Genomic DNA, 26,514 nt, shown 5'->3' on the forward strand with positions numbered 1-26,514 from the left:
CTCATGTCGAATAATTACGATTCATCGAGTATTAAGGTACTGAAGGGTCTAGACGCGGTACGTAAGCGTCCAGGAATGTACATCGGCGACACCGATGATGGCACCGGTCTTCACCACATGGTTTTTGAGGTGGTGGATAACTCAATAGATGAAGCGTTAGCGGGTCACTGTAAAGATATCGTCGTGACAATTCATGAAGATAACTCGGTATCGGTCAGCGATGATGGCCGTGGTATCCCAACGGAACTGCATTCTGAAGAAAACGTCTCTGCTGCGGAAGTCATCATGACCGTCTTGCATGCTGGGGGCAAGTTTGATGATAACTCTTATAAAGTATCTGGCGGCTTGCACGGCGTTGGGGTTTCTGTCGTCAACGCGTTGTCTGAAAAAGTCGTGTTAACCATCTATCGTGGTGGCAAAGTTCATACCCAAACTTATCGTCATGGTGTACCTCAAGCCCCGTTAGCGGTGGTTGGTGATACCGAACGTACAGGTACTACACTGCGTTTTTGGCCAAGTGCTGAGACATTTACCAATATTGAATTTCATTATGAAATTCTAGCCAAACGCCTGCGTGAACTGTCTTTTTTAAACTCTGGCGTCTCTATTCGTCTACAAGATGAACGTGAAGCGGATAAACACGATCACTTTATGTACGAAGGGGGAATTCAAGCATTTGTTACCCATTTGAATCGAAACAAAACCCCCATTCATGAAAAGGTTTTCCATTTTAACCAAGAACGTGACGATGGGATCAGCGTTGAAGTAGCAATGCAGTGGAATGATGGCTTCCAAGAAAACATCTACTGCTTTACCAATAACATCCCACAGCGTGATGGCGGGACTCACTTAGCCGGATTCCGCGCTGCACTGACTCGAACGCTTAACACCTATATGGAAAAAGAAGGCTACAGCAAGAAAGCCAAAACCGCGACCTCAGGCGATGATGCTCGTGAAGGCTTAACGGCGGTTGTTTCTGTTAAAGTTCCCGATCCTAAGTTCTCCAGCCAAACCAAAGACAAATTGGTCTCTTCTGAAGTGAAATCGGCGGTTGAATCGGCGATGGGTGAAAAGCTTAATGAGTTTTTAGCCGAGCATCCTTCTGAAGCAAAAATGGTGTGCAGTAAAATTATTGATGCTGCTCGAGCTCGCGAAGCGGCACGTAAAGCGCGTGAAATGACGCGCCGTAAAGGCGCACTCGATCTAGCAGGCTTACCAGGTAAGCTAGCCGATTGCCAAGAGAAAGATCCAGCGCTGTCTGAACTGTATATTGTTGAGGGTGATTCAGCCGGAGGCTCTGCTAAACAAGGGCGTAACCGTAAGAATCAAGCTATTTTACCGCTAAAAGGCAAAATCCTTAACGTTGAGAAAGCGCGTTTTGATAAAATGCTCTCTTCACAGGAAGTGGCCACGCTGATCACCGCACTGGGCTGTGGTATTGGCCGCGATGAATACAACCCAGACAAACTGCGTTATCACAATATCATCATCATGACCGATGCTGACGTCGATGGTTCGCACATCCGAACGCTATTATTGACCTTCTTCTATCGTCAAATGCCAGAATTGATCGAACGTGGCTACATCTATATTGCTCAGCCTCCATTGTATAAAGTCAAAAAAGGCAAACAAGAGCAATACATCAAAGATGAAGAAGCGATGATGCAGTATCAAATCGCTTTAGCATTAGATAATGCCTCTTTACACGTCAACACCAGTGCTCCCGCTCTCGCAGGTGAACAACTAGAGAAACTTGTCGTTCAATATAATGCCGCCATGAAACTGGTTGAACGCATGAGTCGTCGTTATCCACTGGCGATGCTCAATGAGTTTACCTACATGCCACGCTTAACTGAGCAACAATGCCAAGATAGCGACGCAGTAGAGGCGTGGACAGAACGTTTAGTTGCTCAATTAAACGCGAAAGAGGTCGGTGCAAGTCAGTATCACTTTGCAATCGAACATAATCCTGCTCTTGGTGTTTATTCTCCAAAAATAATCGTCCGTACCCATGGGGTAACGTACGATTATCTACTCAGTGTTGATTTGCTTAATTCTAAAGAATACAACCGGTTGGCGGATCTTTTTGAGGCGCTCGACGGGCTTCTAGAAGAAGGGGCATACATTCAACGTGGTGAACGCACACAAATGGTTTCCAGTTTCACCGCCGCCCTCGACTGGTTAATCAAAGAATCGCGTCGTGGTTTAGCCATTCAGCGCTATAAAGGTCTAGGAGAAATGAACCCGGATCAACTTTGGGAAACCACAATGGATCCTGAATCGCGCCGCATGATGCAAGTCACCATTGAAGATGCGGTTGGGGCTGATGAGTTATTTACTACATTGATGGGCGATCAAGTTGAGCCTCGTCGGGCCTTTATTGAGAACAACGCATTAAGAGTAGCAAACTTAGATGTGTAGTTTTTCATAACATCCTAGTTCTCTAACGCAGTGCTTTGGCACTGCGTTTTTGTTTATATAAACAGCGAAAATAACCATTTTATTCTCTTATTTCGATAAAACTGGCCTTTAGTCCTAGTATTAATCTTACCTTTACCATTTTCTGTCCTTTACTGCTTAAAAACGCCATTTTCTCTGGCTAACCGCTTTTGCTTTCTTTTTTTAACCCGCTATAGTCAACTGACTTCATCGATATAGCCCAATCGCCACTAGCGGTGACAGGGAATCACATAACGTTTGCAGGAGGAATAGTGATGGCATTTCTGGTTTAGACCGAGAGCAAACTTGCTCTCGGGAGGCACTTAACGGCTGTCTTGTTATCAGGAGTGAGGAAAATCACTATGCTTTACCGCTTTTACCGATCATGGTTACAAACGTTGCGTATGTGGTGGTTAACCAGTGGGTTTATCACCTATCAATCCCCTTTGCTACTTATTCAATTGTTCGAGCGACAAGCTCAACAAAATGTCCCATGCTGCCCGCGAACCACCAGCATTCGTTTAGGTGATACCGTGCACCTATTGGATATAGAAACCAATAGTCCCTTTAAAATCAAGCTGGTTGCTGATCATCGTTGTGATCATACCGTAGGCTATATTGCGGTCGATTCTTACTTAGGTGCCGCACTGTTTGGTCGAACCGAGCAAGAAGTCATTGATCTGCTACTGCTCGGCCAACGACGCTCTTTTGTTATCACTCAAGTTACCCGTCAGTCATACCAACCTCAGCGCACATCCGTGCCATGTGGTTGCTTACTTTGTCAGTAAATGAAGGAGATCTCACTCATGAGTAAAAAAGACCTGAAAAAACCTCAATTAAGCTTAAAGGAAAAGCGTAAATTGAAACAAGAAAAAGCCTCTGAGAACGGAGTAGAAAAAGCACGTAAAAGTCGCGCCAGATAACCTTTTTCTAACTTATTGATTATCAAGAAGCCTAATCACCTGATTAGGCTTTTTTAAAAAATTGATTTTCTACACTTGAAAGTTCAACCACCGACCTTATATAAAATAGTGAAGAGGATGCCGTAAGGACCTCGACTTGGACTGGCGTTATGCTCACTGACTGAGGTAAGCCCGTCACTCAATATCAACCTTGATGAGCTTAGTTGTTAACAATAAGCTTCATCCTTAACGAAACTCGTTAAGACTATTGCTTACTAAGAGGATAGCATTATGAGAACTGTCGATTTTACTCCTTTATACCGCAACGCGATTGGCTTTGATCGTCTATTGAATATGATGGAAGCTAACAACAATAAAAATACTCAAGGGGGTTACCCTCCTTATAATATCGAGCAACAAGAAGACAATAAGTACCGTATCACAATGGCGGTCGCTGGCTTCGCAGAGCAAGAACTCGATATCACTCAACAAGAAAATACCTTAATTGTCCGTGGTGAACGTCAGCCAGAAGAGAGCCGTAATTATATCTATCAAGGCATTGCTGAACGTAATTTTGAACGAAAATTCCAACTGGCTGATTATGTAAAAGTCATTGGTGCTGGGCTTGAAAACGGTTTGTTGCACATCGACTTAGAACGAGAAATACCTCAAGCAATGCAACCACGTAAAATTGCCATCAATAAACCTCATTTATTAGAAAATCAATAACTCTGATTTTCGTTCGTAGACATGATAAAAAAGCGGCTTCGGCCGCTTTTTTAGTTTCTCCTCATTTATCCTATCGACTCTTATTCATTTTACCCCTGTTTTTCCATCGAACATCTGTGGATAAGTTAATCGTTATACGGTGATTAACCGGTAGTTATTATTTAATAAACGAAGATCTTTTTTATGCCTGTGCATAAGTTTATTTTTTGATCCCAGCTAATACGCGATTTGATCAGTGTCTGAACACATGATCCGATCGCTTACATGATCATGATCTTGTTGATCATTTCCTGCTTATCCACAGAGATCCTCTTGCGTAATAATAGATCTAATAAAAGATCTCTTTATAGATCTTCTTTATATTATTAATTAACACGTAAGCTAAAAAAGTAGAAAAGCGATTTTCTCTGCTTAGGAAAGAAGGTAGAATACGTCTCTTTTGTTTATCCCTATCTCAATAAATACCTGAGGTCGTTCATGCTTTATCACGAAACATTTGACGTCATTGTGGTTGGTGGCGGTCACGCAGGAACGGAAGCCGCACTCGCAGCCGCTCGTACAGGACAGCGTACGTTACTTCTGACGCATAATATCGATACTTTAGGCCAGATGTCTTGCAATCCCGCCATTGGTGGAATAGGTAAAGGTCACTTAGTCAAAGAAGTGGATGCGATGGGTGGTTTAATGGCACAAGCTATTGACCATGCAGGTATTCAATTTAGAACATTAAACGCTTCTAAAGGCCCAGCAGTTCGAGCTACTCGGGCGCAGGCGGATCGTGCGCTTTATAAAGCTTATGTTCGTCATGCACTAGAAAATACGCCGAATTTAGCCTTATTTCAGCAAGCAGCCGACGACTTGATCGTTGAGCAAGATCATGTGCGTGGTGTGGTCACGCAAATGGGCCTAAAGTTTCATGCCAAATCGGTGGTATTGACGGTAGGGACTTTCCTTGGTGGTAAGATCCACATAGGATTAGAGAACTTTTCAGGTGGTCGAGCTGGGGATCCTCCGTCGATCGCTTTAGCCCATCGTTTACGTGAACTGCCATTTCGGGTGGATCGTTTAAAAACGGGCACTCCTCCACGCATTGATGCACGTAGTGTCGATTTTTCTCAGTTAGAAGCACAACACGGCGATAATCCAACGCCTGTTTTCTCATTTATGGGTAAACGTGAGCAACATCCGCGTCAAATTCCTTGTTTTATTACCCATACCAATGAAAAAACTCATGATGTGATTCGCAATAACTTAGATCGCAGTCCGATGTATGCCGGAGTGATCGAAGGGATTGGGCCGCGTTACTGCCCATCCATCGAAGATAAAGTGATGCGTTTTGCAGACAAAAATAGCCATCAGATTTTTATTGAGCCTGAAGGATTGACGACAACCGAGCTCTATCCTAACGGTATATCGACCAGTTTGCCGTTTGATGTTCAGGTGCAAATAGTCCGCTCAATGCAGGGCTTCGAAAATGCGCATATTGTTCGACCTGGCTATGCGATTGAATACGATTTCTTTGATCCACGGGATTTAAAACAAACTTACGAAACTAAGTTTATCAACGGCTTGTTTTTTGCTGGACAAATTAATGGTACTACCGGTTATGAAGAAGCGGCCGCTCAAGGCTTGATGGCTGGTTTAAATGCCAGCTTGTACAGTCAAGGCAAAGAAGGTTGGAGTCCGCGCCGTGATCAAGCTTACATGGGCGTATTGATTGATGATCTTTCGACAATGGGCACTAAAGAGCCGTATCGTATGTTTACTTCGCGTGCTGAATACCGTTTGTTGCTACGTGAAGATAACGCCGATCTCCGCTTGACAGAAAAAGCTTATCAACTTGGGTTAGTTTGCGAACAACGTTGGGCTCGTTTTAATCAAAAAGTCGAGCATATGCAGCAGGAACGCCAGCGTCTAAAAGAGACTTGGATTAATCCAACCTCTGCAGATGCTGAGGCGTTGAATGCATTATTGAAAACCCCTATTTCCCGTGAAGCTAACGGAGAAGACTTGTTGCGTCGTCCAGAAATGAGCTATCAACAGGTGACGTCTATCGCGACGTTTTCGCCAGCGATTGAAGATAGTGAAGCGGCGGAACAAGTTGAGATTCAAGTTAAATACGAAGGTTATATCCAGCGTCAGCGAGATGAGATCGAAAAATCACTGCGCTATGAGCACACCAAATTGCCTGCAGATTTAGATTATAAGCAAGTCAAAGGCTTATCGAATGAAGTTGTACTCAAATTGAACGCAGCGAAGCCTGAAACATTGGGGATTGCATCGCGTATTTCAGGAATAACTCCTGCCGCGATCTCAATTTTATTAGTGCATCTGAAAAAACAAGGTCTCTTGAAAAAAGGAGAGGCTGCGTAATGAACCCATTACGAAGTAAACTCGATGCATTGATTGCACAAACGGATTTGGTCGTTACCGATCAGCAGCGTGAGCAACTGGTCGGTTACGTAGAGTTACTCAATAAGTGGAATAAAGCGTATAATCTAACTTCTGTACGCGATCCACAGGAAATGTTGGTTAAGCATATTCTCGATAGTATTGTGGTCAGCCCATATTTACAGGGGCAACGCTTTATTGATGTCGGGACAGGCCCTGGATTACCCGGTATTCCTCTGGCGATCATGAATCCGGATAGAGAGTTTGTTTTACTCGATAGTTTAGGTAAGCGAATCCGCTTTATTAAGCAAGTTTTGCATGAGCTGAGAATCGATAATGTCACCGCACTGCAAAGTCGAGTAGAAGAGTTTAAGCCAGAGCACGGTTTTGATGGCGTACTCAGTCGTGCCTTTGCTTCCATGTTAGATATGGTAGAGTGGTGTCATCACCTACCTTGTGCTAAACAAGGGGTGTTTTTAGCTTTAAAGGGCCAACGTCCGCAAGAGGAGCTAAACTCACTTCCTGAATGGTGCAGTGTGATCGACATCAAAGCTTTGAAGGTTCCTGAGTTGGAAGGTGAGCGTCATCTTGTAATCTTATCGCGCAAGGGATAATAGCGAGGCATACCGTGGGCAAAATCGTAGCGATCGCCAACCAGAAAGGTGGCGTAGGTAAAACAACAACGTGCATTAATTTAGCGGCTTCAATGGCAGCTACAAAACGTAAGGTTTTGGTGGTTGATCTTGACCCGCAAGGCAACGCAACGATGGCCAGTGGCGTGGATAAATACCAAGTCGATGCTACCGCCTATGAATTACTTGTCGAAGAAGCGCCATTTGAACAAGTGGTATGCAAAAAAACATCGGGTTACTATGACTTGATTGCCGCTAATGGCGATGTCACCGCGGCCGAAATTAAGCTGATGGAAGTATTCGCTCGAGAAGTGCGTTTAAAAAATGCATTGGCATTAGTTCGCGATAACTATGATTTCATCTTTATTGATTGCCCCCCTTCTTTAAACCTACTTACAATCAATGCGATGGCTGCCGCCGATTCGGTGTTAGTGCCCATGCAGTGTGAGTATTTTGCGTTAGAAGGGTTAACAGCTCTGATGGATACCATCAGTAAACTTGCCGCTGTAGTTAATGAGAATCTGAAGATCGAAGGCTTATTACGCACCATGTATGATCCACGTAATCGACTCGCGAATGAAGTCTCTGATCAACTGAAAAAGCATTTTGGTAATAAAGTGTACCGTACTGTTATTCCGCGCAACGTTCGGCTTGCTGAAGCGCCCAGTCATGGTAAACCTGCCATGTATTATGATAAGCATTCTGCGGGCTCTAAGGCTTATCTTGCTTTAGCGGGCGAAATGCTGCGTCGTGAAGAAATCCCTGCATAATACCGAAAAGGAACGCTCTGAGATGTCGAAACGTGGTTTAGGAAAAGGCTTAGACGCTTTACTCGCAACCAGCTCTATGGCGCGAGAAAAGCAACAAACCGCTTCACACAGCCAAGCGATGTCAAGCGATGGCGAGTTAATCGAGTTATCGATTACCAGTCTGAAACCTGGCATTTATCAGCCTCGTAAAGATATGTCATCTGAAGCACTGGAAGAACTTGCTCTTTCTATCCAGTCGCAAGGTATTATTCAACCTATCGTGGTGAGGCCACTTGAATTTGGTGGCTTTGAGATCATCGCTGGTGAGCGTCGTTGGCGTGCGGCTAAACAGGCGGGATTAAAGCAAGTCCCCTGTTTGATCAAACGGGTCGATGATCGTGCCGCGATCGCCATGGCGTTGATCGAAAATATTCAACGTGAAGATCTTAACGCGATCGAAGAAGCTCAAGCGTTAGAACGGTTACAAGATGAATTTAAGTTAACCCATCAGCAAGTGGCAGATGTGATCGGCAAATCGCGCACCACAGTAAGTAACTTATTGCGTTTAAATCAGTTGGATGATGCTGTTAAGCGTTTTGTTGAAAGTAAACAACTGGAAATGGGTCATGCTCGCAGTTTACTGGTTTTGCCTATAGAGCAACAGCAGCCTTGTGCACAAGTGATGGTCGACAAGCAACTAACGGTACGTCAGGCTGAATCTTTAGTTAAACGTTGGTCTAGTGACACTCCTACAGCTCCCGTTTCACCCGTCTTAGCGACGGAGGTTGAGCAGCAATTATCTGCACTGGCTGAACGATTACAAAAAAAGATGGCAGTAAAGTTACAAGTCAATGGTAAAGGGCGTTTAACTATTGATTTTACAAATCAAGAACAATTGATCGAGCTATTGAAACAATTAGATACGATTGCATCATAAAAATCGGTTATAGAATATATTTTCTGCGGCTTGGCTCACCCGCTTTCAGTTGAGTTTTTACGATACCTATATATAATTTCGAAGCTTTTTTCACCGAGTTGCAATGTTTTATTAACGTACTGTAACTTGGCGAATAATACAGAAAACAGGTGCTTTTGATGTTTATAGCAACACAGAGTCAGCAAGCTAAGGCGGCATTTCGAGTTGTTCACCTTCAGCTGGTTTTTTTGTTGCTGATCGGGGGCGTGACGTATATGTACTGGGGACCCGATGAAGCGCGTTTTATCTTAAAAGGTGGAGCGATTGCCCTCATCGGTAACTATGTCTATACACTGTTTGCCTTTCTCCCAAGGCCAGATGCTGACGGTACGGTTATGCTCGGGTTTATTATGATGGGGTGGGCTTTAAAGCTGGTGTTAACCGTTATCATGTTTGTGCTAATTTTTAATCTCACTGATGTGCATCACCCTGGTGCCATGATGTCAGGTTATAAACTGACCATCTTGATGTTTTGGTTTGCACCTATACTACTTACCGCAAAAAATGGGAACCACCATGGCTGATACTCCGAAGGAATATATTCAGCACCACCTCACAAGCGCTCAAGTTTGTTTGGTTGATGGCAACATCACCACAAACTACGGCTGTGCGGATGCTGGATTTTGGACGTTAAACTGGGATGCGTTATTGTTCTCAGTGGGTCTAGGCGTGCTGTTTTTGTGGTTGTTTTATCGTGTTGGGAAAAATGCAACCACGGGAGTTCCTGGTAAATGGCAATGCTTTGTTGAAATGCTCGTTGAGCAGGTTGACGGCTTAGTCAAAGGAACTTTTCATGGCAAGGATAAGTTGGTCGCACCATTAGCATTAACCATTTTCGTCTGGATTTTCTTGATGAACTTAATGGACTTAGTGCCAGTGGATTATGTCCCTACAGCAATGACATTGGCTGGTGTCGAATATTTCAAGATTCTCCCTACGGTTAACTTGAATATCACCTTGGCAATGGCTATTGGGGTCATGATATTGGTAATTGCTTATTACATCAAATACCAAGGATTTAAGGGGTTTGTTAAGGCATTTACCCTACATCCAATTAACCATTGGGCGTTGATTCCTTTCAACTTAGTTCTTGAGACGGTGTCATTTTTGGCAAAACCGGTATCCCTTTCGCTACGTCTGTACGGTAACATGTACGCGGGTGAGCTGATCTTTGTTTTGATCGCAATCACCTACGGTGCTGGTTTCGTACTCGGTGGCTTAGGCGTTGTCGCGCATGTCATTTGGGCCATCTTCCATGTACTGGTTATTACTCTGCAAGCCTTTATTTTTATGATGTTGACGATAGTTTATCTCAGCATGGCAAGTAATGACTCTCATTAAACTCTTAATTTAAACAACCCAAGAAAACTGGAGACTTTTATTATGGAAACTTATTTCGTTGTTGCTCTACTACTAGGTATGTGTGCTCTAGCGACTGCTTTTGGCTTTGCTATCCTTGGTGGTAAATTCCTTGAATCTGTTGCTCGTCAACCAGAAATGGCCCCTGTACTACAAACTAACATGTTCATTATTGCTGGTCTGCTTGATGCGGTTCCTATGATTGGTGTTGGTATCTCTATGTACATGCTGTTTGCATAACTTGTCCTTTTTGTGTCACCCAAACGCACAGATGATTGGGTAAACAGAAGCAAAATAAAGGAGAGTTAGTGTGAATATCAATGCAACTCTGTTGGGCCAAACCATCGCATTTTTAATCTTTGTTTGGTTCTGCATGAAGTATGTATGGCCTCCTTTGATGAGTGCCATAGAAGAGCGTCAGAAAACGATCGCTGATGGTTTAGCTTCTGCTGAGCGTGCTGATAAAGCCCTTAATCTGGCTAAAAGCAATGCTGCAGACCAGCTTAAAATTGCTAAAAAAGAGGCGCTAGTCATTATTGAGCAAGCGAACAAACGCAAAGCTCAAATTTTAGACGAAGCTCGTCAAGAAGCAGCGCACGAGCGTGAGCATATCTTGGCTCAAGGCCAAGCAGAGCTAGAAGCGCAAATTTTGCGTGCTCGTAATGAGCTGCAAAAAGAAGTTTCTACTCTTGCTTTACTTGCTGCTGAGAAAATTGTTCAACGAACTGTCGATAAGGCAGCTAACCAAGACATACTTGATAGTATTTCTGCGAAGCTATAAAGGAGTGCATTTGTATGTCGGATTTGACAACGATTGCTCGTCCATACGCTAAGGCTGCATTCAGTTACGCCAGTGAACACAGTATGGTTGAACAGTGGTCAACTATGCTCGAATTGGCAAAAACAATGTCGTTGGTGCCTGAATTATCATCGGCCGCTTTTAGCTTACAATCGCAACAATTGTTGCAGGTGTACGCTGATGTTGCGGGTGAGCAGTTTGATCAACCCATGCTTAATTTTTTATTGGTGTTGATGGAAAATCGTCGCATAGCGGCGCTCGGTGATATATGTCAGCAGTTTCAAAAGTTTGCTACGGAATCTTCTGGTACTAAAGAAGTTCAAGTGGTGAGCTCTTATGAGTTAAGCGATGAACAGGTTGAAACTTTAACCAGTAACTTAGAAAAACGCTATGACTGTAAAGTAAAGCTGAATTGCCAAATTGACAGCAATCTTATTGGCGGAGCCGTTATTCGAGTAGAGGATAATATCCTTGATAACTCGTTACTGGGTCGTATTAATCGTCTGAAAGACGTGATGAAGTCTTAATTAGGGGAATTGGAGCAATGCAACTTAATTCCACGGAAATCAGCGAAATCATCAGAAAGCGAATTGAAGGTTTCAACGTTGTTTCTGATGCTCGCAATGAAGGTACTATCGTATCAGTAAGCGATGGTATCATCCGTATTCACGGCCTAGCGGACGTGATGCAAGGTGAAATGATTGAACTGCCGGGCGGCAATTTTGCTCTCGCACTTAACCTCGAACGTGATTCGGTAGGTGCTGTTGTCATGGGCCCTTACACTGATCTCAGTGAGGGTATGAAAGTGACCAGTACTGGGCGTATTCTTGAAGTCCCAGTCGGCCCTGAGCTTTTGGGTCGTGTGGTGAACACGTTAGGTGTGCCAATTGATGGTAAAGGTCCGATTGAAGCAAAATTAACTTCTCCAGTAGAAGTGATTGCTCCTGGAGTTATCGATCGTAAGTCGGTCGATCAACCAGTACAAACAGGCTATAAATCGGTTGATGCGATGATTCCTATCGGTCGTGGTCAGCGTGAGCTAATTATCGGTGACCGTCAGACAGGTAAAACTGCGTTGGCGATTGATGCGATCATTAACCAGAAAGATTCAGGTATCTATTCTATCTACGTAGCGATTGGCCAAAAAGCGTCAACTATCGCGAACGTGGTGCGTAAATTGGAAGAGCATGGTGCATTGAAAAACACCATCGTTGTGGTTGCTTCTGCTTCTGAATCAGCAGCACTACAATATCTAGCGCCTTATTCTGGCTGTGCTATGGGTGAATACTTCCGTGACCGTGGTGAAGATGCCCTGATTGTTTATGATGACTTATCAAAGCAAGCGGTGGCTTATCGTCAAATCTCGCTATTGTTACGTCGTCCACCGGGTCGTGAAGCTTTCCCTGGTGACGTTTTTTACCTCCACTCTCGTCTCCTAGAGCGTGCTGCTCGAGTGAGTGAAGTCTATGTAGAACGTTTCACTAATGGTGAAGTGAAAGGTAAAACTGGTTCTTTAACGGCATTACCGATCATTGAAACTCAAGCGGGTGACGTTTCAGCTTTCGTACCAACCAACGTAATCTCGATTACCGATGGTCAGATCTTCCTACAAACTGAGTTGTTTAATGCTGGTGTTCGTCCTGCGGTCGATCCCGGTATCTCGGTTTCTCGGGTAGGTGGTGCTGCACAGACAAAAATTATCAAAAAGCTCTCTGGCGGTATTCGTACTGCTCTAGCGGCCTACCGTGAACTTGCAGCGTTTGCTCAGTTTGCTTCTGATCTGGATGAAGCGACGAAACGTCAGCTTAATCATGGTCAAAAAGTGACTGAATTGATGAAGCAAAAGCAATATGCGCCGATGTCAGTTTTTGATCAGGCGTTGGTTATTTTTGCTGCTGAGCGCGGTTACTTAAGCGATGTCGAATTGAATAAAGTGTTGGATTTTGAATCTGCACTTCTGTCGTATGCTCATTCTCAATATGCCGATTTTAAAACGGAAATTGACAAGACGGGTGCTTACAACGATGAAATTGAAGCTAAGTTGAAAAAGTTAGTGGAAGATTTTAAAGCAACTCAGACTTGGTAATTACAAGCCACATTGTAATTAACGGAGAGTAACGATGGCCAATACAAAAGAGATTCGCAGTAAGATTGGGAGTGTTAAAAGCACTCAAAAAATTACTAAAGCAATGGAAATGGTTGCGGCTTCTAAAATGCGTCGAACTCAAGATGCGATGGAAGGGCCTCGTCCATATTCAAAAACAATTCGTAAAGTCATTGGTCATTTAGCAAACGGTACTTTGGAGTTTACTCATCCTTACTTAGAAGAACGTGAAGCTAAACGTGTTGGGTATATCGTCGTATCCACCGATCGCGGTTTGTGTGGTGGTTTAAACATCAATATGTTTAAAAAAGCCGTTGCGCATATGAATGAATATTCAAGCCGTGGCAGTGCGATTGAAATCGCGATGATTGGAAGTAAAGGTAGTTCTTATTTCCGAGGCATAGGAGCAAAAATTGTCGCTCAGAAAACCGGTATCGGTGATGAGCCACAGTTAGATGATTTGATCGGTTCTATCAGCGTTATGCTGACTAAGTACAAAGAAGGTGAAATCGATCGTTTGTTCCTAGTGTACAACGAGTTTGTTAACTCGATGACTCAACAACCAAAGATGGAACAATTGTTACCTTTGCCGAAAACGCAAGAGGATGATTCAGGTCGCAAGCATGCTTGGAGTTACATGTTTGAATCTGATCAGAACAAACTACTGAATACTTTGATGACTCGTTATATCGAAGCACAAGTATATCAATCCGTAGTGGAAAACTTAGCGTGTGAAATGTCTGCCCGAATGGTTGCGATGAGAGCAGCATCGGATAACGCAGGTAATCTGATTGATGATTTACAACTGGTGTATAACAAGGCTCGCCAAGCAGCCATCACCCAAGAATTGTCAGAGATTGTTAGCGGCGCAGCAGCGGTTTAACAAAGGTAATTAACAGACTAGAGGATTAACGATGGCTACAGGTAAGATCGTACAGATCATCGGTGCGGTAGTCGACGTAGAGTTTCCACAGAGCTCAGTGCCTAGCGTTTATGATGCACTTAACGTTCAAGACTCAAAAGAGCGTCTTGTTCTTGAGGTTCAACAACAGTTAGGCGGTGGTATCATTCGCTGTATTGTAATGGGCAGCTCAGATGGTTTACGTCGTGGAATGACAGTTGAAAATACTGGCGGTCCAATATCAGTACCAGTAGGGATGAAAACCCTTGGTCGTATCATGAACGTACTCGGTGATGCGATTGACGAGCGCGGAGAAATTGGTGCAGAAGAGACTTACTCTATTCACCGTTTAGCGCCAAGCTATGAAGAGCAATCTAACTCGACAGAGCTACTTGAAACTGGTGTAAAAGTAATTGATTTGATTTGTCCGTTTGCTAAAGGCGGTAAAATCGGTCTCTTTGGTGGTGCTGGTGTAGGTAAGACCGTTAACATGATGGAGCTTATCAATAACATCGCACTACAACACTCAGGCCTTTCGGTATTTGCAGGGGTAGGTGAGCGTACTCGTGAGGGTAACGACTTCTACCACGAAATGCAGGAAGCGGGTGTTGTTAACATCGAAAAGCCAGAAGAATCAAAAGTAGCAATGGTTTATGGCCAGATGAACGAGCCACCAGGTAACCGTCTACGTGTTGCTTTGACTGGCTTGACCATGGCGGAGAAATTCCGTGACGAAGGCCGTGACGTATTGCTGTTTATCGATAACATTTATCGTTATACCCTTGCGGGAACAGAGGTATCGGCACTGCTTGGTCGTATGCCTTCTGCGGTAGGTTATCAGCCAACACTTGCTGAAGAGATGGGTGTACTGCAAGAGCGTATCACGTCAACGAAGACGGGTTCTATCACTTCAGTACAAGCGGTTTATGTACCTGCGGATGACTTAACTGACCCATCACCAGCGACGACGTTTGCTCACTTGGATGCCACGGTTGTACTTAACCGTAACATCGCAGCGATGGGTCTTTACCCTGCGATTGACCCACTTGATTCAACGTCTCGTCAGTTGGATCCTTTGGTGGTTGGCCAAGAGCATTACGATGTTGCTCGTGGTGTGCAATCAACGTTACAGCGTTATAAAGAACTCAAAGACATCATTGCTATTTTGGGTATGGACGAGCTGTCTGAATCTGATAAGCAAGTGGTTGCTCGTGCGCGTAAGATTGAGCGTTTCTTGACTCAACCTTATCACGTAGCGGAAGTCTTTACGGGTGACCCTGGTGTTTACGTATCGTTGAAAGAGACGTTGCGCGGCTTTAAAGGTCTATTAGCTGGCGATTATGATGACATTCCAGAGCAAGCGTTTATGTACTGCGGTACGATTGACGATGCACTTGAGAATGCCAAGAAGCTATAACGCTCAGATCTCCAAGGAGGCTTTATGACAGCATCAGTAACCTTTAACTTAGATGTAGTCAGTGCTGAAAAGCGGATTTTTTCCGGTTGGGCGCGGTCTATTCAAGTCTCGGGTGAAAGCGGAGATTTAGGGGTTTTAGCTGGACACGTCCCTTTACTGACTTACATCAGGCCGGGGATGGTGCGTATTGTGACTATTAAAGGTAAAGAAGAAATTATTTACCTTTCTGGTGGCATACTCGAAGTTCAACCGAATGATGTAACGATTTTAGCAGATACTGCGATTCGTGCTGAAGAGCTCGATGAAGCAAAAGCCGCTGAAGCGAAACGCTCAGCAGAAGAACTGCTCAACGACAATCATGGTGATGTGAACTTTGCTCAGGCATCAAGTGAATTGGCTAAAGCAATTGCTCAGTTACGCGTCATTGATCTAATAAGAAAGCGTCGCTGATCCCTTTTCAGTACGTAATCATAAAAGGCGACCTTTCGGTCGCCTTTTTGTTGGTTTTTTATCAAAAACTTGCACTAGAAAATTAACACGTCTCGCATTACCCGCTAAAATGCGAGCCATATTTTATATAACGTCATAGGTATCCGATGAAATTTAGCGCAGTGATCCTTGCCGCAGGCAAAGGCACCCGTATGCACTCCCATATCCCTAAAGTGCTGCATACTTTGGCTGGAAAGCCCATGGTCAAACATGTGATCAACACATGTCATAATCTTGGTGCACATAATATCCATCTGGTCTATGGGCATGGTGGAGAGCAAATGCAACACGTTCTGGCCGATGAGCCGGTTAATTGGGTATTGCAAGCCGAGCAACTTGGTACTGGACATGCGGTGGATCAAGCGTCGGATCAGTTTAGAGACGATGAAAAAATCTTAGTTTTGTATGGCGATGTTCCGTTGATCTCGGAACAAACCATAGAAAGCTTACTTGAAGCTCAACCAACAGGTGGTATTGCGCTGTTGACGGTGGTTCTCGATAACCCAACGGGCTATGGACGTATTGTCCGTAAGAATGGCCCTGTAGTGGCGATTGTTGAGCAAAAAGATGCCAGCGAAGAGCAAAAACAAATTAAAGAGATCAACACGGGGGTTATGGTTGCTACCGGTGGAGATTTAAAACGCTGGCTAAAAGGGCTTAATAAGAATAACGCTCAGGGTGAGTATTACTTAACGGATGTGATTGCCGCGGCTCATGATGAAGGGCGGGCGGTTGAAGCAGTGCATCCAGTGAGCTCAATTGAAGTGGAAGGTGTTAATGATCGTATTCAACTTGCTCGTTTAGAGCGCGCTTTCCAAGCTCGCCAAGCTAATAAGTTGCTTGAGCAAGGCGTTATGTTGCGTGATCCTGCTCGATTTGATCTACGTGGTGAGTTGCAATGTGGAGTGGATGTTGAAATCGATGTTAATGTTGTGATCGAAGGGCAGGTATCGATAGGCAATAACGTTGTGATTGGTGCTGGGTCGATTCTGATTGATTGTGAAATTGATGATAACACCGTTGTTCGTCCTTATAGCATTATTGAAGGGGCAACGGTCGGTGAAGACTGTACTGTCGGTCCATTTAGCCGTTTACGTCCAGGTGCTGAATTGCGTGATGATGCCCATGTCGGTAATTTTGTAGAGATGAAAAATGCTCGCTTAGGTGAAGGTTCAAAGGCTAATCATCTGACTTACCTAGGAGATGTCGAAGTCGGGCAGCGAGTTAATATTGGCGCGGGGGTCATTACCTGTAACTACGATGGCGCTAATAAGCATAAAACAATTATTGGTAATGACGTATTTATTGGCTCCGATAGTCAATTGATTGCCCCGGTTACGATAGCTGATGGGGCAACAGTTGGTGCTGGTACTACGCTGACTAAGCCTGTGGCTGCCGGTGAGTTAGTGATTACTCGCGCTAAAGAGAAGAAAATTTCTGGGTGGTCACGTCCTGTAAAAAAATAAGCCGTGTTGCCAAAATAAATAGCCCGTATGACGCGGGCTATTTGGGTTACTCCGTTTTTACTTATCGCGCACAACGCGAGAGTTATCCGGCGTAGTAAAATGTTGGCTTAAGTGGCGGTTAGCAATGATATACCCCACCCAAAGACCAAACGTACAAATCATAATTGCTACGCCAGTGACCACTTGTGCTTGACTTGCTAAGGTGGCAACTAAAGCGCTGGCTAAACTCGCAGCACAAATTTGTAAGCTGTTTTGCATCCCCGCTGCTGTTGCTGGGCTATGTTTTGCACTTGATAGTGCACGGTTAACCACTATTGGGTAAAGCGCACCATTCGCTACAGCGATCAAACAGAAAGGCGCTAAGATTGGCCAAATAGAGGTGAGTGTCCACTGTGATGCAACAAATATCACTCCTGATGATAAGGTAAATAGAGCAAGCAGTTGCTTAAGGACTTTTTCATCGCCATATTTACTGACCGATTTTTTACCGATATAGCCACCGACCATAAAAGCGATGGTTTGTGGGATAAAACTCATCCCGATATCTTTGGCTTCATAACCTAGCTGCGCCATGATTTCTGGCATTCCGGTTAAATAGGCAAAAAAGGCGGCAGAGGCACAAGCAAACATCATCACATTACCGATGTAAGCCCGACTTTTGAAAAGGTATTTGATATCTTCGGCAATCGATGTTGTTTTCGGATCGCCTTTAACATTTTCTTGTAAACCCGTACAGATGACCAGAACGATACCCATTAAGGTGAGGGTAAAGAAAATACTATGCCAGCCGAAAGTATTGGCGAGGAGCACACCTAATTGCGGTGCCAGCGCAGGAGATAGTGCGACCAAAGGCATAATGGTTGCGAAAAGCTGTTGGCTGACTTGGCTGGGATAACGTTTAATCACCATCGCTTGCCAGATAACCGCTGGAGCACAAACGCCAATCGCTTGGACAAAACGTAAGCTCAGCAATTGCCACACTGTTTCGCTGTAAGCTAAACCACAAGAAGCAATAGTAAAAATCACCAGTCCGACAATTAAGGTATTGCGATGACCAAATTTATCTGAGGCCAAGCCCCATAAGAGTTGACCTATCGCCATGCCCATTAAAAATACCGTCAAGGACAGGGCAATCTGCTCTGGACCTGTTGCAAAATCATGTTCCATGATTTTAAAGGCTGGTAAATACATATCGGTAGCAATAAAGCCGAGCATTGATAGCGCTGATAAGTAAAACAGTTGTAAAGGTGAGACTTTCATTTTTATTCCTATCAAAAAAATTAATTCATTTTTTCTTGTTATGTGCCATTGATAGCTATGTTTTATCTGACTATTGATTGTATTGATCATTTTGTATTAAATGAAACGCGAAATTTGTTGGTTATCGTTCAAAAAATTTGACTGATAGGGTTATTATGTTTTCTAAATCATCTCTAGAAATGCTTGATACCGTTGCCAGATTAGGCAGTTTTACAGCGGCAGCAGAGGTATTGCATAAAGTTCCTTCGGCGATCAGTTATGGCGTTCGTCAAGTCGAAACGGAGTTGGGGGTGATTTTATTTCGTCGTTTACCGCGAAAAGTGGAATTAACCAGTGCCGGTGAGCTCTTTATGGTCGAGGCTCGTCATTTATTGCGGCAAATGGAGGAGATCAAATCACAAACCAGAAGAGCAGCACACGGATGGCAAAAAACGCTAAAATTGACGCTAGATAATGTGGTCAAGCTTGATTGCATCAAACCTATGGTTGAAAACTTTTATCAAACGTTTGAATTTGCCGAGCTACAAATCAACATGGAAGTGTTTAATGGATCGTGGGAAGCTATCTCTCAAGGCCGGGCAGATATCGTGATTGGGGCGACCTCCGCAATACCTGTTGGTGGAGATTTTGAAGTGCGCGATATGGGATTATTAGATTGGATCTTTGTGCTCTCTCCCGATCATCCCTGTGCGCATATCGATATATTAACCGAAGAACAGGTGAGTCAATATCCTGCAATTTGTTTAGATGATACTTCGAGTTTATTACCCAAGCGCCATACAGGGCATTACCCCAAGCAGCGGCGCCTTTTATTACCCAATTGGTATAGTGCGAAAGAGTGTTTAAAAAAAGGATTAGGGGTGGGTTTTATGCCAAGTCATATGGCTCAACCTTTGCTGTCTTCTGGCCAATTGATTGCCAAAGATCTTCCTGATAATAAGCCATTAAGCCAATGTTGCTTAGTGTGGCGTAAAGATGAGAACCATCAATTAATCGAATGGATGGTGAATTATTTAGGGGATAGCGAACAATTACATCGCGATTGGTTAAAAACCGACGCTTAAAAAAGAAGAGCCAGCTATTAAACTGGCTCTTCAAATATAAATCAACGTCTATGGACGTTCAAAAATCGTTGCTATGCCTTGACCTAGACCGATACACATCGTTGCCAGACCATATTTAGCATCTTTCGCTTCCATGAGATTGATCAATGTCGTGGAAATACGGGTTCCTGAACAGCCTAAAGGATGGCCTAAAGCGATCGCTCCGCCATTTAAGTTAACTTTCTCATCAACTACATCCATCAAACCAAGATCTTTTGCACAAGGCAAAGATTGAGCGGCAAAGGCTTCATTTAACTCGACGAGATCGATATCTGCCATTGTGAGCCCAGCGCGTTGCAGTGCTTTTTTGGTTGCGGGTACTGGACCATAACCCATAATTGATGGATCGCAACCAGCAATCGCCATTGATTTGACTTTAGCGCGAATGGTGAGTCCTAAGGCTTTAGCTTTGGCTTCACTCATGATCAGCATCGCCGATGCGCCATCAGAAAGAGCAGATGAAGAGCCAGCAGTCACGGTGCCATTGGCGGGATCAAAAACTGGACGCAGTTCTGCCAAACCTTCAACCGTCGTTTCTGGGCGGATGACTTCATCATAATCTAGAGTAAATAAGGTCCCATCAGCGCTATGACCTTCGGTCGGTAAAATCTCATTTTTAAAACGGCCTTCGACGGTTGCTGCTTGAGCGCGTTGATGAGAACGAGCTGCAAAAGCATCTTGTTGCTCACGGCTTATGCCATGCAGCTTACCAAGCATCTCTGCGGTTAAGCCCATCATACCAGCGGCTTTGGCAACGTTTTTTGATAAACCCGGGTGGAAGTCGACACCATGATTCATCGGTACATGGCCCATATGCTCAACACCCCCGACCAAGCATATTTCGGCATCACCAACCATAATTGCTCGTGCTGCGTCATGTAAAGCTTGCATCGATGAGCCGCATAAACGGTTGACGGTAACCGCGCCAATGTCTATTGGTAGGCCAGCAAGTAAGGCGGCATTACGAGCGACATTAAACCCTTGCTCTAAGGTTTGTTGTACACAGCCCCAATAAATGTCTTCGATCTCTTGTGGATTGACTTGTGGGTTGCGAGCCAATATTCCTTTCATTAGATGAGCCGAGAGATCTTCAGCGCGCTGGTGGCGAAATGCTCCGCCTTTCGAACGTCCCATTGGCGTACGAAGGCAATCAACAATCACTACAGTATTCATTTTGTTATTCCTTTTCCAAATCACTGTTTATAAAGAAGCTGGAGCTGGGATAGGGTAAAAGCGCTGCCCTTTTTCTGCCATATCTAGTAACAGTTGTGGTAGGTGATACATCGCGCCTAAATGCTGATGCTGTTTGGCCATCGCAATATATTGCTCTAAACCGATGGTATCGAGGTAACGGAAAACTCCACCACGGAATGGAGGGAATCCTAAGCCGTAGACTAAGGCCATATCCGCCTCTTGAGGAGAAGCAATAATACCCTCTTCTAGGCACAGCACGACTTCGTTGATCATCGGAATCATCATACGTTCAATGATTGTTTGATCTTCAAAAGGCTGCGGGCTGGCGCAGACGTCAGCGAGAAGAGGTAAAACGTCAGCCGAGAAATTTTTCTTCGGTTTGCCTTTCTTATCTATCGAGTAGCTATAGAAGCCATGACCATTTTTTTGGCCATATTTATTCGCTTCATAAAGAACATCGATCGCATCACGGCCTTGTTTACCCATTCGTTCAGGGAAACCTTCTGCCATGACCGCTTGTGCGTGATGGGCGGTATCAAGACCAACCACGTCGAGTAAATACGCGGGTCCCATTGGCCAGCCAAACTGACGTTCCATGACTTTATCTATCTGGGTAAAATCAGCACCATCGCGTAATAGCAAGCTGAAACCACCGAAGTAAGGGAATAGAACACGGTTAACGAAAAATCCCGGACAATCATTAACGACAATTGGCGATTTACCCATTTTGGCCGCATAAGCGACAACGCGATTAATGGTATCGTCAGAGGTTTTCTCGCCACGGATGATCTCAACTAATGGCATACGATGCACAGGATTGAAAAAGTGCATACCACAGAAGTTTTCTGGGCGTTTCAGTGATTTGGCGAGTAAATTAATCGGAATGGTTGATGTGTTGGACGTAATGATCGTGTTATCCGAAACTTGGCTTTCAACTTCGCTCAACACCGCTGCTTTAACTTTAGGATTCTCGACGACCGCTTCAACAATCACATCGGCCTGTTCTATACCCGCATAATGTAGGCTTGGAGTAATCGAGGCAAGAATACCCGCCATTTTGAAGCCGTCAATTTTACCACGTTCTAGTTGTTTATTGAGTAGTTTAGAAGCTTCGGTCATGCCTAGGTCGAGTGAAGGCTGAGCGATATCTTTCATCAAGACTGGCACACCTTTAGTGGCCGATTGGTAAGCGATACCTCCACCCATAATGCCTGCACCCAATACAGCGGCTCGTTGAGTGTCTTGGCTGGCTGATTTAGCAGAGTGTTTCGCTAACCCTTTAATGTGTTGATCATTTAAAAATAGACCCACTAAAGCTTGAGCTTCGGTTGATTTCGCCAATTTGATGAAGTGTTGACGTTCAATATCCAGTGCTTCATCGCGTGAGCTGCGCGCGGCTTGTTCAATGGTGACTACCGCGGTCATCGGCGCGGGATAATGTTTACCGGCGACTTGAGCAACAACGCCTTTTGCCATGGTAAAGCTCATCATGCTTTCCATTTTGCTTAAGGTTAACGGTGACGTTTTTTGTTTGCGTCGTCCTACCCAGTCCATTTTTTCATTAATCGCTTGAGTGATGGTATTGAGTGCAGATTCTAACAGCTTATCGCTATCGACAATCGCATCCAGCAAACCTAGCTTAAGTGCTTCCTCAGCTCGGCAGGCTTTACCTTGAGTGATGATTTCCATTGCGCTGTCAGCGCCAATCAAACGTGGTAGGCGAACGGTTCCACCAAATCCAGGCATGATCCCAAGCTTAGTTTCTGGTAGTCCAATGCTGGTGGTTTTATCACCGATTCTAAAGTCGGTAGCAAGTACACACTCACAGCCTCCACCTAAAGTGAATCCAGTTAAGGCTGATAAGGTGGGGACCGGTAGGTCTTCTAATTTATTAAAGATAGTGTTAGCAAATACTAACCACTGATCAAGCTCAGCATCAGGCATCGCAAATAAACCTAAAAACTCAGTAATATCAGCACCGACGATAAAAGCAGGTTTATTTGAAGTTAGGATCAGTCCTTTTAACCCAGAGTGCTGGTGTAAAGCATCTAGAGCTTCATTAAGTGCGGTAAGGGTTGCTAGATCTAGTTTATTGACGGATTCAGGAGAGCAAAAATTCAGCTCTGCGATACCATCTTGCAATTCCTTTACCTGTAGGGTTTTGGCTTGGTAAATCATTGTCTATCTCCGTGACATACAATCCGGCGATTGCGTGTGAGAGTGTTGTGGTATTAATGTTCTGGTTTGACCAGTTTTTTCAGTTTGAACGGGAGATGGATTAATTTCAATACATTTTTTAAACAAGTGTTTAACATTGTGCGCTTGTTACCAATCTGATCCGACTTTTTTTACGTTCGTGATACACTGAGTCCCCTTTTTACGATCGACTATCCAGTTATGAACGTTCAGTCTTATCCTATTCCTGCAGAGACCTGTTTGTTTGAGGAAGAGATAAAAAAAAGCCGCTTTCTCACTTATCTTGCTCATACTTCGGGAGCGGAAGAAGCTAGGGAATTCATTGCTTTTATTAAGCAAAAGCACCCAGATGCGCGACATCATTGCTCAGCATTTATCGCAGGACGACCGGAAAACTCAACGTTATGGGGCTTTAGTGATGATGGTGAACCCTCTGGTACCGCTGGTAAGCCGATGCTTGCACAATTATCTGGTTCCGGAATTGGAGAAATTACCGCTGTTGTCGCACGTTATTATGGTGGCATTCTGCTTGGTACCGGAGGGTTAGTAAAAGCCTATGGTGGCGGTGTACAGCAAGCGCTTAAGCTGCTTCAAATAAATGAGAAAAAAATCACCACAAAAGCATTGCTAACGTTAGACTACAGTTTTATTGCCTTAGCTCAGTCAATCATGAATGAGTATGAAGCCGAACAAGTTGAAGCTCAGTACTATGATAATGTGCAGATCATGATTGAGTTACCTTGGGGTAACCTGAATGCTTTTACCCAAAATATTATTAACAAGAGTAGTGCTAAGATTCTTGTTACTCACATAGAACATATTTAGGAAGTCAGAAGCCGAGCTTCGTCATTTTTTATGCAATTTCGTTCAATTATTCGAATCGTCGGGCTATTGCTCGCTTTGTTTAGTGTTTCTATGCTGATACCTGCATCTGTTGCCTTAATCTATGGTGATGGTGCAGGGGTGCCTTTTGTCTCTACTTTTTTCGTACTTTTTATTTTAGGGGCCTTACTATGGCTGCCTAATCGTCATCATCGCCATGAGTTAAAAGCACGAGATGGATTTTTGATTGTTGTCTTATTCTGGACGGTCATTGGTAGTGCGGGAGCGCTGCCGTTTTTATTAGCAGATAATCCGAACGTTTCTGTAACCGATGCTTTTTTTGAATCGTTCTCTGCCTTAACGACCACGGGAGCAACGGTGATTGCCGGTCTGGATGATTTGCCTAAAGCGATTCTTTTTTATCGTCAGTTTTTGCAATGGTTTGGCGGAATGGGGATCATCGTTCTCGCTGTGGCTATTTTACCCGTGTTAGGGATAGGTGGAATGCAGCTCTATCGTGCGGAAATCCCTGGTCCAGTTAAAGACAATAAAGTGACTCCGCGAATAGCTGAAACAGCGAAAGCCTTATGGTATATCTATTTAAGTCTAACTATTGCTTGCGCGGCCGCTTATTGGTTTGCTGGTATGACGCTGTTTGATGCAATATGCCATAGTTTCTCAACCATTGCGATTGGTGGTTTTTCAACTCATGATGCGAGTATCGGATACTTTGACAGTTATGCGATTAATCTTATCACCGTAGTTTTCTTACTCATTTCTGCTTGTAACTTTACTCTTCACTATGCCGCCTTTGCCACGGGGGGCGTTCATCCTAAATATTATTGGGCAGATAGAGAGTTTCGTGCCTTTGTTCTTATTCAAGTAATTTTATTCATCGTTTGCTTTCTGGTTATCCTTAAGCACCATAGTTATGACTCGCTATATCATGCTTTTGATCAGACGCTATTCCAAACCGTCTCTATTTCTACGACGGCCGGTTTTACGACGACCGGTTTTTCAGAGTGGCCACTCTTTTTACCCGTTCTCTTATTGTTTTCTTCTTTTATCGGTGGCTGTGCAGGTTCAACTGGTGGTGGAATGAAAGTGATTCGGGTCTTTTTATTGACTCTACAAGGTGCGCGAGAAATGAAGCGTTTAGTCCACCCAAGAGCTATCTATCCGATCAAATTAGGTGATAGTGCTTTGTCACAGCGTGTCGTTGATGCTGTGTGGGGATTTTTCTCTGCATATGCATTGGTATTTGTGGTTTGCATGTTGGCATTGATCTTTACCGGTATAGATGAGTTGACTGCTTTTTCAGCGGTGGCGGCAACACTAAATAATCTTGGCCCAGGACTTGGCGAGGTTGCGTCTCACTTTGCAGATATTAACGATGCCGCTAAATGGATTTTGATTGTGTCGATGTTATTTGGTCGACTAGAGATATTCACATTGCTTATTTTATTAACGCCTACTTTTTGGCGTAGCTAAGGGAAGGGGATTTCGTGAAAATATTGATGCTCTATTCGTCTCGTGAAGGGCAAACTAAGAAAATCATCCAGTTTATTGCTGATCATCTTGTGGATAGTCAGTGTGAGATTCAGGACTTACAGCACTACAGCGTAGAAGACTTATCTATTTACGATAAAGTTCTTATTGGCGCATCCATTCGTTATGGTCGATTGAGCCCTCAGCTTTATTCATTCATAGCAGCGAACCAGAGTCATTTACAGCAAAATAAGTGCGCTTTTTTTTGCGTTAACCTTACTGCTCGCAAAGAACAACAAGGTAAAGATACCCCTGAAGGGAGTGTTTATATTCAAACCTTCTTAAAAAAATCGTCTTGGAAGCCAAGTTTAATCGGTGTTTTTGCGGGCGCTTTGTATTATCCCCGCTATAGTCTGTTCGATAAAATTATGATTCGCTTTATTATGAGTTTAACTGGCGGAGAAACGGATACTACGAAAGAAGTAGAGTACACAAATTGGCAAAAAGTGACTAAATTCGCCAATCAGTTTAATCAGATGTAACGAAAAATGGTTGATTTTGTTTTGTTTGCTTTGTTTTTGTACGCTTGTTTATTGATTAGTAAAAAAGTTCAAAAAAGTGCTTGCCAATGTGATGTTGATCTCTATAATGCCGCTTCGCTGACAAGGTAAAGCTTAAATTATTAAGCGAGTCAGTAAGTTGTTTTAAAAAGGTTTTTACCTTGAAAAGATAAATAAAAAAGTGTTTGACACGAAAGTTTATCTCGCTAAAATAGCTGCCTCTTCCGAGTTGACTAAGTTTATTTGGAAGCGCTCTTTAACAATTTAAACCAATCAATCTGTGTGGGCACTCGTTGATGATAATCAAAATGCTTAGCAATAAGCACTTCGGTATCAATGAACTGAGTGACCAATTGATAGCGCTTTTAGCTCTATCGGCACAGTCAATTCATTATCGTTCTGTTGGAACGGTAATAGCTTTGAATTACTTATGGTAGTTTAAAGTCAGTATTCATTGAGCCACAAAAAACTTAAATTGAAGAGTTTGATCATGGCTCAGATTGAACGCTGGCGGCAGGCCTAACACATGCAAGTCGAG

At 43.8% G+C, this 26,514-nt stretch carries 24 protein-coding genes and 1 rRNA gene; 22 read left to right on the forward strand and 3 right to left on the reverse strand.

The window, feature by feature from the left end:
• Window positions 1–3: 3 nt before the first annotated feature.
• The 17 genes from gyrB (at window position 4) to glmU (ending at window position 17,353) form a co-directional block, all read left to right on the forward strand.
• A complete protein-coding gene (gyrB, locus tag AACS00_RS02100; protein ID WP_072670260.1) occupies window positions 4–2,421 on the forward strand; it encodes a DNA topoisomerase (ATP-hydrolyzing) subunit B in 2,418 nt (805 codons plus the stop codon).
• A 380-nt stretch (window positions 2,422–2,801) separates the two neighbouring features.
• Window positions 2,802–3,227 (forward strand): GreA/GreB family elongation factor, encoded by a 426-nt coding sequence (locus AACS00_RS02105; RefSeq protein WP_072670261.1) that lies wholly within the window; start codon window positions 2,802–2,804, stop codon window positions 3,225–3,227.
• A gap of 405 nt (window positions 3,228–3,632) precedes the next feature.
• Window positions 3,633–4,070 (forward strand): Hsp20 family protein, encoded by a 438-nt coding sequence (locus AACS00_RS02110; RefSeq protein WP_072670262.1) that lies wholly within the window; start codon window positions 3,633–3,635, stop codon window positions 4,068–4,070.
• 477 nt (window positions 4,071–4,547) lie between these two features.
• Window positions 4,548–6,443, forward strand: coding sequence for a tRNA uridine-5-carboxymethylaminomethyl(34) synthesis enzyme MnmG (gene mnmG, locus AACS00_RS02115; RefSeq protein WP_110168342.1), 1,896 nt, complete (start codon window positions 4,548–4,550; stop codon window positions 6,441–6,443).
• Window positions 6,443–7,075, forward strand: coding sequence for a 16S rRNA (guanine(527)-N(7))-methyltransferase RsmG (gene rsmG / locus AACS00_RS02120; RefSeq protein ID WP_072670264.1), 633 nt, complete (start codon window positions 6,443–6,445; stop codon window positions 7,073–7,075). Before mnmG ends, rsmG begins: the two co-directional genes overlap by 1 nt.
• A gap of 14 nt (window positions 7,076–7,089) precedes the next feature.
• Complete coding sequence (locus AACS00_RS02125; RefSeq protein WP_072670265.1) at window positions 7,090–7,863, forward strand: ParA family protein; 774 nt, start codon at window positions 7,090–7,092, stop codon at window positions 7,861–7,863.
• Between the two features lie 22 nt (window positions 7,864–7,885).
• Window positions 7,886–8,779 (forward strand): ParB/RepB/Spo0J family partition protein, encoded by an 894-nt coding sequence (locus tag AACS00_RS02130; protein ID WP_110168343.1) that lies wholly within the window; start codon window positions 7,886–7,888, stop codon window positions 8,777–8,779.
• A gap of 158 nt (window positions 8,780–8,937) precedes the next feature.
• A complete protein-coding gene (locus AACS00_RS02135) occupies window positions 8,938–9,342 on the forward strand; it encodes an ATP synthase subunit I (protein ID WP_110168344.1) in 405 nt (134 codons plus the stop codon).
• Window positions 9,335–10,159, forward strand: coding sequence for a F0F1 ATP synthase subunit A (atpB, locus tag AACS00_RS02140; RefSeq protein WP_004397537.1), 825 nt, complete (start codon window positions 9,335–9,337; stop codon window positions 10,157–10,159). The genes AACS00_RS02135 and atpB overlap by 8 nt, the downstream gene beginning before the upstream one ends.
• Before the next feature lie 27 nt (window positions 10,160–10,186).
• Window positions 10,187–10,417 carry a F0F1 ATP synthase subunit C gene (gene atpE / locus AACS00_RS02145; protein ID WP_040905771.1) on the forward strand — a complete coding sequence of 77 codons (231 nt, stop codon included), beginning with the start codon at window positions 10,187–10,189 and terminating at the stop codon, window positions 10,415–10,417.
• Between the two features lie 70 nt (window positions 10,418–10,487).
• Window positions 10,488–10,958, forward strand: coding sequence for a F0F1 ATP synthase subunit B (gene atpF, locus AACS00_RS02150; RefSeq protein WP_004397535.1), 471 nt, complete (start codon window positions 10,488–10,490; stop codon window positions 10,956–10,958).
• Between the two features lie 14 nt (window positions 10,959–10,972).
• Window positions 10,973–11,503, forward strand: a complete 531-nt coding sequence (locus tag AACS00_RS02155) for a F0F1 ATP synthase subunit delta (RefSeq protein WP_072670268.1) — start codon at window positions 10,973–10,975, stop codon at window positions 11,501–11,503.
• Window positions 11,504–11,520: 17 nt separating this feature from the next.
• Window positions 11,521–13,062, forward strand: coding sequence for a F0F1 ATP synthase subunit alpha (gene atpA, locus AACS00_RS02160; protein ID WP_072670269.1), 1,542 nt, complete (start codon window positions 11,521–11,523; stop codon window positions 13,060–13,062).
• Between the two features lie 34 nt (window positions 13,063–13,096).
• Entirely contained in the window at window positions 13,097–13,963 is an 867-nt protein-coding gene (gene atpG, locus AACS00_RS02165; RefSeq protein WP_072670270.1) for a F0F1 ATP synthase subunit gamma, read from the forward strand.
• Between the two features lie 31 nt (window positions 13,964–13,994).
• The gene (gene atpD / locus AACS00_RS02170; protein WP_072670271.1) at window positions 13,995–15,398 is read left to right on the forward strand and encodes a F0F1 ATP synthase subunit beta; all 1,404 of its coding nucleotides are present in this window, start codon (window positions 13,995–13,997) and stop codon (window positions 15,396–15,398) included.
• Window positions 15,399–15,422: 24 nt separating this feature from the next.
• Complete coding sequence (locus AACS00_RS02175) at window positions 15,423–15,848, forward strand: F0F1 ATP synthase subunit epsilon (protein ID WP_040905769.1); 426 nt, start codon at window positions 15,423–15,425, stop codon at window positions 15,846–15,848.
• A gap of 146 nt (window positions 15,849–15,994) precedes the next feature.
• Window positions 15,995–17,353, forward strand: coding sequence for a bifunctional UDP-N-acetylglucosamine diphosphorylase/glucosamine-1-phosphate N-acetyltransferase GlmU (glmU, locus tag AACS00_RS02180; RefSeq protein ID WP_110168345.1), 1,359 nt, complete (start codon window positions 15,995–15,997; stop codon window positions 17,351–17,353).
• Between the two features lie 57 nt (window positions 17,354–17,410).
• Here glmU and punC read toward each other — a convergent pair whose 3' ends face one another.
• The gene (gene punC, locus AACS00_RS02185; protein WP_110168346.1) at window positions 17,411–18,613 is read right to left on the reverse strand and encodes a purine nucleoside transporter PunC; all 1,203 of its coding nucleotides are present in this window, start codon (window positions 18,611–18,613) and stop codon (window positions 17,411–17,413) included.
• 155 nt (window positions 18,614–18,768) lie between these two features.
• Here punC and punR point away from each other — a divergent pair, with 155 nt between their 5' ends.
• Window positions 18,769–19,677 carry a DNA-binding transcriptional activator PunR gene (gene punR, locus AACS00_RS02190; RefSeq protein WP_181397650.1) on the forward strand — a complete coding sequence of 303 codons (909 nt, stop codon included), beginning with the start codon at window positions 18,769–18,771 and terminating at the stop codon, window positions 19,675–19,677.
• A gap of 48 nt (window positions 19,678–19,725) precedes the next feature.
• Here punR and fadA read toward each other — a convergent pair whose 3' ends face one another.
• Window positions 19,726–20,889, reverse strand: coding sequence for an acetyl-CoA C-acyltransferase FadA (gene fadA / locus AACS00_RS02195; RefSeq protein ID WP_072670275.1), 1,164 nt, complete (start codon window positions 20,887–20,889; stop codon window positions 19,726–19,728).
• Window positions 20,890–20,916: 27 nt separating this feature from the next.
• The gene (gene fadB, locus AACS00_RS02200) at window positions 20,917–23,088 is read right to left on the reverse strand and encodes a fatty acid oxidation complex subunit alpha FadB (protein WP_110168347.1); all 2,172 of its coding nucleotides are present in this window, start codon (window positions 23,086–23,088) and stop codon (window positions 20,917–20,919) included.
• A gap of 219 nt (window positions 23,089–23,307) precedes the next feature.
• On the opposite strand from fadB, the gene AACS00_RS02205 reads away from it, so the two are divergent.
• The 4 genes from AACS00_RS02205 to AACS00_RS02220 form a co-directional block, all read left to right on the forward strand.
• Complete coding sequence (locus AACS00_RS02205) at window positions 23,308–23,931, forward strand: YigZ family protein (protein WP_110168348.1); 624 nt, start codon at window positions 23,308–23,310, stop codon at window positions 23,929–23,931.
• Window positions 23,932–23,961: 30 nt separating this feature from the next.
• Window positions 23,962–25,419, forward strand: a complete 1,458-nt coding sequence (locus AACS00_RS02210) for a TrkH family potassium uptake protein (RefSeq protein WP_110168349.1) — start codon at window positions 23,962–23,964, stop codon at window positions 25,417–25,419.
• A 26-nt stretch (window positions 25,420–25,445) separates the two neighbouring features.
• Complete coding sequence (gene hemG, locus AACS00_RS02215; protein ID WP_110168354.1) at window positions 25,446–25,958, forward strand: menaquinone-dependent protoporphyrinogen IX dehydrogenase; 513 nt, start codon at window positions 25,446–25,448, stop codon at window positions 25,956–25,958.
• Between the two features lie 490 nt (window positions 25,959–26,448).
• Window positions 26,449–26,514: ribosomal RNA gene (locus AACS00_RS02220) — 16S ribosomal RNA — on the forward strand; the annotation flags it as partial.

The organism is Vibrio sp. 11986-1-5, from assembly GCF_963878025.1.
Classification (GTDB): Bacteria; Pseudomonadota; Gammaproteobacteria; order Enterobacterales; family Vibrionaceae; genus Vibrio; species Vibrio injensis.

What these genes read in the sequence shown, in the direction of transcription:
- gyrB (WP_072670260.1), top strand. Translation starts at nt 4, where the DNA reads ATGTCGAATAATTACGATTCATCGAGTATTAAGGTACTGAAGGGTCTA.
- AACS00_RS02105 (WP_072670261.1), top strand. Translation starts at nt 2,802, where the DNA reads ATGCTTTACCGCTTTTACCGATCATGGTTACAAACGTTGCGTATGTGG.
- AACS00_RS02110 (WP_072670262.1), top strand. Translation starts at nt 3,633, where the DNA reads ATGAGAACTGTCGATTTTACTCCTTTATACCGCAACGCGATTGGCTTT.
- mnmG (WP_110168342.1), top strand. Translation starts at nt 4,548, where the DNA reads ATGCTTTATCACGAAACATTTGACGTCATTGTGGTTGGTGGCGGTCAC.
- rsmG (WP_072670264.1), top strand. Translation starts at nt 6,443, where the DNA reads ATGAACCCATTACGAAGTAAACTCGATGCATTGATTGCACAAACGGAT.
- AACS00_RS02130 (WP_110168343.1), top strand. Translation starts at nt 7,886, where the DNA reads ATGTCGAAACGTGGTTTAGGAAAAGGCTTAGACGCTTTACTCGCAACC.
- AACS00_RS02135 (WP_110168344.1), top strand. Translation starts at nt 8,938, where the DNA reads ATGTTTATAGCAACACAGAGTCAGCAAGCTAAGGCGGCATTTCGAGTT.
- atpB (WP_004397537.1), top strand. Translation starts at nt 9,335, where the DNA reads ATGGCTGATACTCCGAAGGAATATATTCAGCACCACCTCACAAGCGCT.
- AACS00_RS02155 (WP_072670268.1), top strand. Translation starts at nt 10,973, where the DNA reads ATGTCGGATTTGACAACGATTGCTCGTCCATACGCTAAGGCTGCATTC.
- atpA (WP_072670269.1), top strand. Translation starts at nt 11,521, where the DNA reads ATGCAACTTAATTCCACGGAAATCAGCGAAATCATCAGAAAGCGAATT.
- atpG (WP_072670270.1), top strand. Translation starts at nt 13,097, where the DNA reads ATGGCCAATACAAAAGAGATTCGCAGTAAGATTGGGAGTGTTAAAAGC.
- atpD (WP_072670271.1), top strand. Translation starts at nt 13,995, where the DNA reads ATGGCTACAGGTAAGATCGTACAGATCATCGGTGCGGTAGTCGACGTA.
- AACS00_RS02175 (WP_040905769.1), top strand. Translation starts at nt 15,423, where the DNA reads ATGACAGCATCAGTAACCTTTAACTTAGATGTAGTCAGTGCTGAAAAG.
- glmU (WP_110168345.1), top strand. Translation starts at nt 15,995, where the DNA reads ATGAAATTTAGCGCAGTGATCCTTGCCGCAGGCAAAGGCACCCGTATG.
- punC (WP_110168346.1), bottom strand. Translation starts at nt 18,613, where the DNA reads ATGAAAGTCTCACCTTTACAACTGTTTTACTTATCAGCGCTATCAATG.
- punR (WP_181397650.1), top strand. Translation starts at nt 18,769, where the DNA reads ATGTTTTCTAAATCATCTCTAGAAATGCTTGATACCGTTGCCAGATTA.
- fadA (WP_072670275.1), bottom strand. Translation starts at nt 20,889, where the DNA reads ATGAATACTGTAGTGATTGTTGATTGCCTTCGTACGCCAATGGGACGT.
- fadB (WP_110168347.1), bottom strand. Translation starts at nt 23,088, where the DNA reads ATGATTTACCAAGCCAAAACCCTACAGGTAAAGGAATTGCAAGATGGT.
- AACS00_RS02205 (WP_110168348.1), top strand. Translation starts at nt 23,308, where the DNA reads ATGAACGTTCAGTCTTATCCTATTCCTGCAGAGACCTGTTTGTTTGAG.
- AACS00_RS02210 (WP_110168349.1), top strand. Translation starts at nt 23,962, where the DNA reads ATGCAATTTCGTTCAATTATTCGAATCGTCGGGCTATTGCTCGCTTTG.
- hemG (WP_110168354.1), top strand. Translation starts at nt 25,446, where the DNA reads ATGCTCTATTCGTCTCGTGAAGGGCAAACTAAGAAAATCATCCAGTTT.